Origin of the sequence: Paenarthrobacter sp. NPDC090520 (genome assembly GCF_044769205.1) — a bacterium.
Classification (GTDB): domain Bacteria; phylum Actinomycetota; class Actinomycetes; order Actinomycetales; family Micrococcaceae; genus Arthrobacter.
Map to the genome: position 1 here is coordinate 57,828 of NZ_JBIVXM010000022.1, position 12,378 is coordinate 70,205.

Consider the following 12,378-nt stretch of genomic DNA (forward strand, 5'->3'; position numbering starts at 1 on the left):
CACAACGCAGGCGGCTGATCCATCCAGCCATGCGCCGAGAGTGCGGACATCTGCAGTCCAGTACGCGGCGACCGCCTAGATGAGGCGATCAGCCACACTCATATCGTTCGTCTGACCAGCTGACCATAGTTTAGTGCTCGATTCTTTCGCCCATAGAGCTTTCTCCCGAACGCCGATAACCGGCCTTATGTAAAGTAGAACTCTGTGTATCTCAATCAGATGCATCATTCAGACGAGTGTTCCTCTTGGATGATCTGAACCGCTCACCATGAGAGAGCTGCCCCGGCGACATAGTCGTTATGCACAGCAGGGACCGTCTCGTCTCAAACCGCGGCGACCTGCGTGCACTCGTCCAAGGACTCACCCGACAAGGGGTACGCGTCGACTAGATCAAAGAGCAGCTGGTCTTCACTGGCGAGGACAAATACGACGAGCCCTAGCTTCAGTGGGTGCCGTCCATCCCTTTAGAATGCGAGAGAGGAACTGTTTTCGGATCATAGAAAGAAAGGCAACAGCTTGAACGAGATGAACGCTGTAGTTGCCAAGGTGCAATCTTCTGCGGTCGAGATCACTGGTGCTCTAGCAGTTTTCGAGGAAGCACTTCTTTCCAAGGCCGAAGAAATGGGGCTGCCCTCAACAGAGGTAGTTCACCCCGTCGACAAGCGCGTGCAGGTTCTCCAGAACATGGATGGGGCAATGTCCGCTCTGCCTGCTGAAAAGCGAGCTGAGTCCATGTACTTGTCGAAGTTCATGATGGCAATTAGTGCGGGCCTCTTTGATGCTGCTCTCAATTATCTTTGGGATGAAACCATTTCCGAGCTTCGTAAACGCATCATTGATTATGACCTTGCATACTTTTTCGACCTGGCAGTAGATGCACCTGAGAAGCGCAAAGAACTTAAGGATGCTGAAGATCTCACCAAAATCACCGATGACGAACTGATCAGGGCCGCTGCGCGCATCGGCTTCATTTCCTCTATCGGACAACAGCAGTTGGACTTGGTGCGGTACATGCGGAATCACGCGAGTGCAGCGCACCCCAATCAACATGAACTTCAACCCTACGCACTTCTGGGATACATGGAAACATGCATCCGCGAAGTAATCACTCTCCCGCAGTCCCCGACAATGGTGGCCACGTCAAGGCTCTTGAGAAACGTCAAGACGGCAACCGTAACCAAAGAGGACGCTGCGGGCTTCGCAGGCCTTTTCGAAGGGTTGCGTCGTGACCAGACGGACGTTCTTGCGAACGGGCTCTTTGGCATCTACGTCGCGAAGGACTCTACTCCAGTAATCCGCGACAATGTCAGGCTGTTGCTGCCTCACCTCTGGCCGACTCTGGCCGAGGAAGTGAAATCCAGTTTCGGTACTCGATACGCACGGTTCAAGGCCAATTTAGATACCGATCAAGCAAGCTTTGCACGAGAATTCTTGGAGGCCGTCGAAGGCGAGTCCTACCTTCCGGAAGACATTCGGTCAGGTGACATCGATGCTCTCCTTGACCGTCTGCGCCGAACGCACCACGGACTCGACAACTTTTACAACGAACCACCAATAGCCCGGGAACTTGAAGGCTACATAGGCAGTATGCCCATTCCCACGGGTGTTCGATTCAAGTACATAGAAGTACTCGTGGAAGTCTTCCTTGGCCGCCATTCAGGCATCTCCTGGGCAGCTGATCCCATCTACGAACGATTGTTGAGCACCGTGAATCCCGAGGAAGCAAGCCTGGCCCTCCTCTACCTAACTGGCGCAGATGTCGCTGCCCTACTGTCGTACAAGAAGCCGCAGGAGCAATTCAATCGGTTGATCGAGATCATGAAGCCAAAGCTGGTCGGCCGCCCTGCCAACGCACTCATGAAGGGAATAGTTGGTTTCAATGGACCGACGGCCTCGATTTTCAAAGACGCGAGCATCAAGAAGCTAAGAGACGCACTGGCAGCAAGCTTGTAATCGCATCGCAGCACATCTAGGAACTGCGCGCATCCTCTACAAAAGTGAGCTGACTCACGAGCATACGTCAACGGGGCTAAGCATGCGGATGCTCGGACGATCAGTGCTTGGCGTCGTCCGATCGACCATTTCACCGGCCGCACTGCAACGGATGACACGATCGTGGCACTATCAGCCATCGTAGACTTGTCGTTATGGCTGGACGTGACCTCAAGAACATGATCGCTGCGTATCGCGATCGCGACGACTTGCTATTCCGTCGCGCTGCGCAAGCCATCATTAAAGAAGAGGAAGCGAAGCGGCATACGACACTCGCCAAGGACTTGACCAGGATGCTGGCAGGCAGCGGATCAGGGATAACCATAGTCGACAGCCTGCCACTCCCTGAGCCCCCTGTTGATCGCGATAGCAAAGCTCCCATAGCAACTGTGGAATCACCGCAGATGTTCCTTGATGACCTTGTCCTCGCCCAAAATAACCGCGACTCTTTTCATGAATTGATAGGTGAGGTCAGGATGTGGCCTCAACTGGATGCAGAAGGCTTACCCCGCAGGAACAAGGTTCTACTTTATGGACCACCTGGATGTGGAAAGACCACAATGGCTGCAGCGCTGGCCAGTGAACTTGGTAGACCGCTTGTAACCGCCAGTATTGACGGCTTAGTTTCAAGTTACTTGGGTGAGACGGCTTCGAATGTTAAGAATCTGTTTGATTTTGCATCCAGTGGAGCTTACGTCCTTTTTCTCGATGAGTTCGACAGCTTAGGGAAACTGCGTGATGATCCGAGTGACCATGGAGAGTTGCGTCGCGTGGTCAACGCAGTCTTGCAGATGATTGATCGCTACAAGGGGCCATCCATTATCATGGCGGCAACCAACCACTCTCACATTCTTGATCGCGCCCTATGGCGACGATTTGATGTCGTTGCAGAGTTGGGTCTCCCTTCGGTTGCAGACCATGAGGTCCTGCTATTTCGTTCCTTGAGTCATTACGGGCTTGCCGAAGTTGACTTAACTGATGTCGCCAAAAAGCTTGAAGGTCTTCCGCACTCTGCCACACGCTATCTCTCCAACTCGGCCCGACGCCGCGCTATCATGCAAGGCCGAAAGAAGGTGTCTCGGGCGGACATGACAGCTGCGTTGGCCGAAGTTGTATCTCGTCCCTGGGGATAACTGGCAAATAAGTCCGGATTTGCCCCGCAGAGATAAGCTACTCGAATGGCAGATCATCTCAATCTCATGCCCGGTATCCCGCTCACTTCAAAGCGGTCCGAAGGTTACAATGCTGATAAGGCCAAGCCTGACCGTGCACGACAAGCGACCATACTGGCGGGGATTCTGGCAGGGCTATCGATCAACGGATCCGCCGTCTTTGATACTTCGGAGCCTGCCACTGAAGTGGATGAAGACGACGATCCGCTTGGTCGTCTTGTACTGAAATTTTCTGGTCGTGCCGCTTTTACCACTGGCGCATTCGGTGGTTTCGAAATGACTCCGCTCGGCGCCAATGAGCAAAACCAGTTTTTTGTTCTATCGGATAAAGAATCAAGACGGCTGGTCGGTAATCTGATCTTGCGGTATGCGGATGGGGAGCAAGACTGGGACGATCACAAGAGTTGGCAGAAGCTCCTAGATAACATTGAGGGCGTTGAGGTCTATGGTCGTGATGACCGCGCAGATCCTTCTCTGTCATCGTTGGACTTTACGTCCCATGAGGTTGTTGACGTTATCCTCTGGCCGACATCTCTAGCCGCAGATTCAATCGCTACTCGTCGCGCTCCCGGTCGTGTCGGAGAAATCCGGGAGCTCATTGATGCGGCGGCGGCGGTCGACACCTCGATTCGCATTCTCGCCGTTGATGACCGTCCTGATACCCTGCTCATCCGAGTAGCCACAAATCAGCAGCTTCTTGACGAGCTACTGGATCACCCACTGGTCGAGAAGGTGAGAGGTCCTCTCAAACCCCTGATCGGCAGGAGCGAGTACATTAATGCTCCGCAGCCCCAGGTTGAGGCCTCCCCCTATGGTGCTCCAATCGGAGTTGTAGACGACTTGGTGGTTACAGGTAACCCCTGGTTGCAGGGAGTAGTAACACATTCCGCGGCATTCCCTGTGGATCACCCATATGGGCCGCCCACAAAGCATGGGACGCAAGTTGCCGGAATCGCGGCTTATGGTTCCCTGTCCAAACTGCTCTCCTCCGGGGATCTGCCGCGTCCGAACCCCATCATCGCTGCCAGAGTCATGGAGAGCGACCCTTTCGGCAATCCGACGGTAGTCGGACCGCCTGCGCTCACCATTGAGGCTGCTCTTAGATGGGTGGCAGCACAAGGCGCCAAAGTGATCGTATGCTCAATTGCCTACCCTCATGCGGATGACGATCCAATCCCGTCTGAGCTGACCGCCGTTGTCGACCGACTGTCTCGAGAGCTTCAGGTCGTCATCGTCCTTGCTTCCGGCAACGTTTCTTCTATCCCATCTGGATTGCACTGGTTCAAGGATTACCCACACTATTTAAATGAAGCAGGCTCGCGGGTGGCTGCGCCAGGCGGAGCGGCTTTGGCTGTAACGGTCGGTGCTTTTTCTGAGACCGACGTTCCCGATGTCAATGCCGGTGGCACTCGCCTCCCAATCGCTCAGGCGCGCCAAATTGCCCCATTTAGCCGAACTGGTCCTACGAGAGGTTCGAGCAAGAGTGGCACCAGAAAGCCGGAATTTATTGCCCCTGGAGGCAACTGGGTATGGGACGAAACGCTGGGTTCGTATCCTCCCGATTTATCTGTGAGCGTTGTCACGCTGGAGCCGCCGCAAACTGGCAATGGCCGGGTTGCTGGATTTTCAAACGGAACTAGTTTGGCCGCTCCTTACGTTGCGCATGAGATAGCGAAGATCTCGACTCGGTATCCGTCGGCTTCGCCAAATTTGCTGCGAGCCTTATCGGCCCTTTCTTGTGTAGCAAACACCCACCCGGGTTCGAGCGAAGTACTTGACAGGGAAGGTACGGTCGCTGCTGCATATGGCCTACCCGATGCCAGCCGAGTCTTGGAGAGCGGCGGCAACCGAACAATCCTTACATATCAGGGCGAGATAAAAACCAACAGCCGGATAGTTCATAGGCTGCCGATACCCGAAGAGTTCGCAGCTGCGGGAGCATACGAACGTCATTTCCGAGTGGCACTTGCCTTTGATCCTCCTGTGCGCAGGAGCCGGAAGGACTACATCGCAGGGAAGATGCACTTCGAGTTCGTGAGATCGCACTCACTGGAAGAAGTGATTGCTACATACGAGGCGCAACCCTCCTCCGAAGAGATGGAAAGGGATGCGAATCTCAAAAAGTTGGGTCTACCCAAGGGGCGGGCCAGGCCTGATATGAGTCCTCCTCGGACAAAGCTGTCGTCAAACACCCTAATTCGCCGCGACTTCAGTGGCGCTTGGCTCCCTGAGGACGAGGACTACTTTTTGGTTGTATTTCATGACCATAGCCCTTGGAGTGATTCTCAAAAGCGAGCATACGAGACACAGGACTACGCCTTAAGCATCGAGCTATTGGACTCGAGCAGGCTGAATTTAGACCTGCACGCCTTGGTTGAAGTGGAACTGAGGGCACAGGGCCGGCAGCGAGGCCGATTGCGTCGATAGGCCGTGTATGACTCCAGCGTCATCTTCGCGCAACTATTGCATCAACCATTGGCGGTCTAAGGAAGCCAGCCGCAAGCTGCCGACCCTCCTAGCGGCGTTACCAAGTCATCAGCCGTTGTCATGGGGCGTTAGGATGCAGCTAGCTTGACGGAATATCCGTTATCGGCGTTCAAGCAACGGGAGTAGAAGCAGTTGCGAGAACTCCCGTCCATCAACGGATCCAAGTGTTTCCGCTGACCAGCGCACGACAGTGTCCTTGATTCCACATTCACGGGATGCCGTCGGGTATTGGCGCCCTTTTAGCAAAAGGAAGCATGTGGTTGGTTGACGGCGCTCCATGCCGCTGGGCTCTCACGGTCGCTTGGCCATCTCCACTTCGGCCCACCGGCCGACGCTCGCGAGGTGGATCGTTGCTAGACACTTCCGATGCGAGGGCGGACCGTGCGGTAGGCGAATTCCACGAGGTAGTCGTTCAGGGCGTGGCTGGCCTTTTCGGCTTTCTCGGCGTCCCGCTCCAGGACGCTCCGGAGAATGCTGGCATGAAGTTCTGATCCCTGGCTGATTTCTACTTGCTCGTCTCTCACGTGGGTGATCCAGAATCGGCGGGAGAGCCCCTGAAGTGGCGCCATGGCATCGGCGAGATATTCGTTGTGGCTCGCAGCCACGATCATAAGGTGGGTTTCCTTGACCGTTTCAAGGTACTGCCGAAGGGTGAACTGATCCGCTTCCAGCAGCCCGACCATGTCCTGCATCGCCTTGCGTTCGGTATCGGTAGCAGCCGGGCAAGCCAGCTGGACGGCTAGCGATTCAAGCACCCTGCGCAGTTCAAGCATGCGCAACTGGGCCTCGACGGAAGCCAGCGGAACCAGCACACCCTTGTTCGGGTGGATCTCCACCAATCGGTTCCGTGCCAACTGCTGCAGCGCTTCCCTGACAGGGGTCCGCCCGAGGCCGGTCTTCTCCATCAGGACGGCCTCCGAGACGAGCGAGCCCGGCGCCAGTTCCTGGAAGACGATAAGGCGTTCGATCTCGTCGTAGGCCTGGGCGGCCTTTCCCTGCTGCATCATGGCACCACTCTATCGGAACCCCTTGCACAACCGATATATTGGTCGCATACTGGTCAAGCGCGCACCGCAAATCTTTCCAACTTCCTACAGATTCGAGGTCTGCAATGGCGAAGACCGTTACCGTTGAGCGGCGCTCCATTGACTTCATCCCACCCGAAGAACGGCATGGGAAACCGAGGAGCCTCTTGTTCGTGTGGTTCGCCGCGAACACTTCCATTACGGCGGTGGTGACCGGGGCGTTGTTCGTCATCCTCGGCAACAGCGCGCTGTGGTCCATTCCGGCGATCATCCTGGGCAACGCTGTTGGCGGGTTCTTCACCGCCCTCCACTCGGCGCAGGGCCCCAGGCTCGGTGTTCCGCAAATGATTCAGAGCAGGGCCCAGTTCGGATACTTCGGGGCCATCCTGCCCCTCGTTCTGGCTCTGATGATCTACGTCGGTTTCTACGCCACCGGGCTGGTCCTTGGCGGTCAGGCGATCGGCACTCTACTCCATGTCCCCGCGGAGGTGGGCGCCATGGTCTTCGCGCTGATGTCGACGACCCTGGCGATCATCGGCTACCGCTACATCCACAAGTTCTCCCACATCGCCGCTGTCCTGAGCGCCGTGGTGTTCGTGATTCTTCTCATCCGCATCATGGCCGACGGAAACATCGGAACCGTGACCGAAACGAATGCCTTCGATGGCGCGGCGTTTGTCTTGGGGGTCTCGCTGTCAGCATCATGGCAGCTTACGTTTGGGCCATACATTGCCGACTACTCACGCTACCTGCCCGAGAACACACCCAAGCGGGCCACGATCGGCTGGACCTTCCTTGGCAGCGTCCTGGGCGGTTCACTCGCCATGATCCTCGGTGCCCTCGCCGCGGCACTCGGCGGCGAGGGCTTCGGCCACGATCAAGTGGGTTACCTCGCCGGACTGGGCGGCGCGATCTGGCCGCTGGTCCTGCTCGCGGTCATCTGCGGCAAGCTCACCGGCAATACGCTCAGCTCCTACGGCGGCTATATGTCCCTGGCCACCATCATCACGAGCCTCACGCGGCAAGACAGGGTCAGCCCACGCCAACGATCGCTCTACGTTGTGGCAATCTCGGCGGTCTCATTGGCGATCGCCCTGGCCGCTACTGACAACTTCCTAAACAACTTCACCAACTTCCTGCTGTTCCTGCTCTACTTCATGACCCCATGGTCGGCCATCAATCTCGTGGACTACTACTGGGTCAGAAAAGAGCGCTACAACATCGCCCAACTCTTCCTCCGCGACGGTGAATACGGCCGCTTCAACAGGGGAGCCTTCATGGCCTACGCCATTGGCGTGCTGATCCAGATTCCCTTCATGAACAGCACCCTCTACGTCGGACCCATAGCCAACTGGCTCGGCGGCGCCGAGATCGCCTGGCTCATCGGCCTCGTCGTCGCCGGCGGCCTCTACTACGCGACCTCCCGCACCACCCGGAACCGACCGGGATCATCCTCACCAACGCCCGAATTCGCGCAGGCCGAGACCACCGTCCCGGCAACAGCAAACACCAGCACCAGTACGAAGGAAACCTCATGAAGTACGATCCCGCGCAAGAACGCAGCCCACTGCCCTACTCCCCCTTCAAGAGTTGCACCGTCCCGCGTCCCATCGGTTGGCTCTCGAGCATCAGCCCCGACGGGGTGGAGAACCTCGCCCCCTACAGCCAGTGGCAGAACCTGACCTTCGACCCGCCCATGGTGATGTTCTCCGCCAACCAGTACCCGGACGGTCGCAGAAAAGACACTGTCCTGAACGCTGAGCAGACAGGGTGGTTCGTGTGGAACATGGCCACCTACGACCTCCGCGAAGCCGTCAACATCAGCGCCATGGCTCTGCCGTTTGAGGAAAACGAATTCGACCGTGCTGGCATCAGCAAGCGCTACGCGGAGCTCTCCCCCACGCCTATGGTGGCCGAAAGCCCGGTCCACTTCGAATGCCGCTACCTTTCGACCCACCGCATGACCGGGAACTCCAACGTCGGCACCATCGACATCGTCTTCGCCCAGGTCGAACGCATCCACATCAACGATCAAGTCCTGACCTCCGACGGCCGACTCGACATACAAAGAATCAGGCCGCTCGCCAGGATGGGGTACCACGACTACACCTCCATCACCGAGACATTCGAGATGAAGATCCCCCACGCCTCCGAGGACGAGGCCTACGGCCTGGCCGGGCAACCTGCCTAAGTGAACCCAGCACACGGCCTCTGCTCGACCCCGGGCAGAGGCCGCCAACGGCACAGAGGCAATCCATAGCGTTCGATCCATAAACGCTGCCCTGGAGTGCCTTCCTAGGAGAAACCCATGAAGGCATTCCAGGGCGCCCTCGCCGTAGAACCAGCCGAGTGTAAGGACCTTGACATGTTGGGCGGCAGAGAGACCCTTGCCGTTTCAACCACGGCTGCATGGGCAGATCTGTACGTTTCCTCAGGTTTCCTTACCATGGTGATCGGACAACTGGACTTGGTACGCAAAAACTCCAGGACAGCATTGGCAAGAACTGCGCGCAGACAGAGCAGTGCGTGAAGAAAACACTGTCCCCGACCGGCCAATCGTTGAACGTCTCCACTGAAGAGTTCGACGGTATCGACACTGTCCCTGGAAGCGGGGCCCACAAGGGTGAAATGTCCACAGCCCGGGACGGACTCCTCCCAGGCTTACCTGCCCTGCTCCATTAAGGATGGGGTGCTGATCTCAGCTAAGCCTGCGGCAAGCACGCGGTAGCTTATGGCGTTGCCACAGCCGGCGACCTCACGTTCCCGGCCGCCCCTTCCTGCCCCTGGACGGCACAGGCCCATTTCGTTCCGGACGACCCACACACGGTCGTTCGCCCCGGGAGCCAGGGCTGAGCATGCACTCCCCGACTGAACAAGTAGCTTCAGATACGGGAAGAACCGGGCCGGTGTCCGGTATACGGGACGATACCGTGTCAAAACTCATTGAAGACCCTTTCCTGGTCCTGTGATATGGAACATATCCCCTGTTGAAGAAGGAGCCCCCATGGCATCAGGACGCCCAACCGTTGAGACGCGGTCGATCGAAATGGTTCCGCCGCACGAGCGTCACGGCAGCCCGAAGGGGCAGTTCACGCTCTGGTTCGGTGCCAACGCCCAGATCACGGCCATCGTTGATGGAGCCCTTGCCGTTGTGTTCGGCGCGGACGCGTTTTGGGCTATCGTCGGTCTTTTCGTGGGCAACATCCTCGGTGGCATTGTCATGGCCCTCCATTCCGCTCAAGGTCCCCGGCTGGGGTTACCGCAGATGATCTCAAGCCGCGCCCAGTTCGGTGTCTATGGCGCGATTATCCCGTTGGTGCTGGTAATCCTGATGTACATAGGGTTCGCTTCGACGGGAACCGTTCTCTCCGGCCAGGCCATCAATCTGATGCTCGGAACCGAGGTCCCGGCCGTTGGCATCATTATTTTCGGCGCTACCACTGCCCTTCTTGCCATTCTTGGGTACAAGTACATCCATGCCCTGGGCCGTGTCGCGACCGTGCTCGGCCTGGCCGGATTCCTGTACCTGACGGTGGCTGTCCTGGCCAGGTTCGACATGGCCCAGATCATGTTCCTGAAGGGTTTCGAATGGCCGACGTTCCTGACCGCCATTGCATTAGGTGCTGGCTGGCAAATGACGTTCGGCCCCTATGTCGCCGACTACTCCCGGTACTTGCCGCAGAATACCAGTGAGCGCAAGACCTTCTGGTACACGTTTGCCGGCTCTGTGGGCGGTGCGCAGTGGGCCATGACACTGGGGGCAGTCGCGGGGGGACTGTCGGCTGCAGGACTTGGAGGAGACTTTCTCAAGAACCAGGTCGGATATATGGGCGACCTGGCCGGAGGCGGCCTCATCGCCATCTTCATCTACCTGGTCATCGTCACGGGAAAACTGACCGTCAATTGTCTGAACGCGTACGGTTCCTTCATGTGCGCGGTGACCATCAGCACCGCCATCAACAGGCGCAATACCGTCTCCAAAACCGCACGGATAACATTCATCCTCGTCATCATCACCATTAGCGTGCTCATAGCACTGTTTGCCAGCAAAGACTTCCTCAACTTGTTCAAGAACTTTGTCCTGATGCTTCTGATGGTCTTCACGCCATGGTCGGTCATTAACCTCATCGACTACTACAAGATTTCCCGGGACCGGCTGGACGTGCCCGCCCTCTACACCCCGGATGGCCAGTATGGGCGCTGGAACACCGCAGCGCTCCTGTCCTACGCGATCGGCATCCTGTGCCAGATCCCCTTCCTCGCCCAGACCCTCTACACGGGCCCGGTCACGCACTGGCTCGGCGGGGCCGACATCTCCTGGATCGTCGGCATCATCGTTACGGCCGCCGTGTACTACCCGTGGGCCAAGGCCACCAACAACGCACCGAAGGAAACCATCTACCCTCAAACACCCGAGCCCGTTCCTGCGGTCTCCGAACCCTAGGCGAACTCTGCTGGAAGGAGCGCACACCGTGGCGGGTTGCCCAGCTGCACCAGACACCGTCTAGGCAATATTGAACAACTCTCCGGCTCTCATCGGTAGAACTTGGTTGTTGTGGTCGCTGTCGTGTCGGCCTACATTAGTCGCCATGGACTCCGAGGATGCTTCCAGTGGTTTTGAGCAACTCCATGAGCTGATAACCAGCACCAAAGACGTCAAGGGCTTCCTGGACGGGCTGGCCATCTTCGCGGCGGCCGCGATGACCAAAGCCACCGGTGAGAACATCCAATGCGCGGTCACTCTACGCCGGCGCAAGACCCGGTCTACGATCGCGGGCAGCAGCCAGGAAGCTGTGACGTTGGATGCAATCGAACAGTCCCTGGATGATGGTCCGTGCGTCCAGGCGATGCGCACAGGGCACCCTGAACTCCTGGCAGATGTTGATGTCGATCAGCGGTGGCCCGCCTACTCGGCCACGCTCGCTGCAGCAGGCTGCGCCAGTGTCCTGGGAGTGCCGTTGGAGCTGGACGGTGATGCTGCCGCCGTGCTGAACCTTTTCGCACCCAAGCCCGGAGTCTTCACCAACTCCGTTATCAGCGCCGCTGAAGTCTTCGCGGACATGGCCCGCCGCACCCTGGACATCTCCGTGCGTCTGACCCAAGCGGACCAGTTGGCAGAAAATCTGCGGGCGGCAATGGAAAGCCGCACGAGTATCGACGTCGCCTGCGGCATCATCATGGCTCAAAACCGCTGCACCCACGACAAGGCCTTCGACATTCTCCGCAAGGCCTCCAGCCACCAAAACCGGAAACTCCATGACATCGCCGGCGACATCGTCTCGACCGTCAACCGCGAACGACCCCTAACCCATTTCGATCCCTGACAAACCTCCTCAGTCCACACAACCCACCTGCCCCCTCTGAGCATGCGACCGCCACTCCGTCGTCCCAACTCAATTCACAGCTGCGGTTGCCGGAAGCACAGTGCCCGGGAAGAAGGACGCCGGCGAAGGAATGCGGTTCGTGACTGACGTCGTCCAGGAGCACATCGACTTGCTCGCCCGGCACTCTGTAGGCGTAATCTCCACGTACCAGCGTCTTTCGATCGATCACCGACAGGTGTACGGACATCTGATGCCCCACGCCCTCCACGACGACACTGACGTCGGGACTGTCTGAATAACGGTGTGTGGGGTCTGGCCTGATCTGAAGGAGACGGCCGTGTCTGAATCCACGACTGGGATGGCAGGGATGATGATCGA

Annotated in this window: 9 protein-coding genes and 1 pseudogene; 9 read left to right on the forward strand and 1 reads right to left on the reverse strand. The window is 57.7% G+C overall.

The genetic code is table 11. The annotated features are described in order from the left end of the window. Window positions 1–284: 284 nt before the first annotated feature. The 4 genes and pseudogenes from ACIQTZ_RS20545 to ACIQTZ_RS20560 form a co-directional block, all read left to right on the forward strand. Window positions 285–386: pseudogene (locus ACIQTZ_RS20545) on the forward strand (recombinase family protein); the annotation flags it as partial. A gap of 130 nt (window positions 387–516) precedes the next feature. Beyond that, on the forward strand, window positions 517–1,953 hold the full coding sequence (locus ACIQTZ_RS20550) for a hypothetical protein (RefSeq protein ID WP_402983467.1): 1,437 nt from the start codon (window positions 517–519) through the stop codon (window positions 1,951–1,953). A gap of 194 nt (window positions 1,954–2,147) precedes the next feature. Continuing rightward, complete coding sequence (locus ACIQTZ_RS20555; protein WP_402983469.1) at window positions 2,148–3,125, forward strand: AAA family ATPase; 978 nt, start codon at window positions 2,148–2,150, stop codon at window positions 3,123–3,125. Between the two features lie 45 nt (window positions 3,126–3,170). Then, complete coding sequence (locus ACIQTZ_RS20560) at window positions 3,171–5,591, forward strand: S8 family serine peptidase (protein WP_402983472.1); 2,421 nt, start codon at window positions 3,171–3,173, stop codon at window positions 5,589–5,591. A gap of 413 nt (window positions 5,592–6,004) precedes the next feature. On the opposite strand, the gene ACIQTZ_RS20565 is transcribed toward ACIQTZ_RS20560, so the two are convergent. Next, the gene (locus ACIQTZ_RS20565; RefSeq protein WP_402983475.1) at window positions 6,005–6,658 is read right to left on the reverse strand and encodes a GntR family transcriptional regulator; all 654 of its coding nucleotides are present in this window, start codon (window positions 6,656–6,658) and stop codon (window positions 6,005–6,007) included. Window positions 6,659–6,762: 104 nt separating this feature from the next. Between ACIQTZ_RS20565 and ACIQTZ_RS20570 the strand changes: the two genes are divergently transcribed. The 5 genes from ACIQTZ_RS20570 (at window position 6,763) to ACIQTZ_RS20590 (ending at window position 12,295) form a co-directional block, all read left to right on the forward strand. Next, entirely contained in the window at window positions 6,763–8,214 is a 1,452-nt protein-coding gene (locus ACIQTZ_RS20570) for a purine-cytosine permease family protein (RefSeq protein ID WP_402947670.1), read from the forward strand. Next, window positions 8,211–8,867, forward strand: coding sequence for a flavin reductase family protein (locus ACIQTZ_RS20575; RefSeq protein ID WP_402983478.1), 657 nt, complete (start codon window positions 8,211–8,213; stop codon window positions 8,865–8,867). Before ACIQTZ_RS20570 ends, ACIQTZ_RS20575 begins: the two co-directional genes overlap by 4 nt. 813 nt (window positions 8,868–9,680) lie before the next feature. Further along, window positions 9,681–11,120: a purine-cytosine permease family protein gene (locus ACIQTZ_RS20580; protein ID WP_402983481.1), complete on the forward strand. Its 1,440-nt coding sequence runs from the start codon at window positions 9,681–9,683 to the stop codon at window positions 11,118–11,120. Window positions 11,121–11,265: 145 nt separating this feature from the next. Then, window positions 11,266–12,000, forward strand: coding sequence for a GAF and ANTAR domain-containing protein (locus ACIQTZ_RS20585; RefSeq protein ID WP_402983484.1), 735 nt, complete (start codon window positions 11,266–11,268; stop codon window positions 11,998–12,000). A gap of 130 nt (window positions 12,001–12,130) precedes the next feature. Beyond that, window positions 12,131–12,295, forward strand: a complete 165-nt coding sequence (locus ACIQTZ_RS20590) for a hypothetical protein (protein WP_402983487.1) — start codon at window positions 12,131–12,133, stop codon at window positions 12,293–12,295. Window positions 12,296–12,378: the final 83 nt, after the last annotated feature.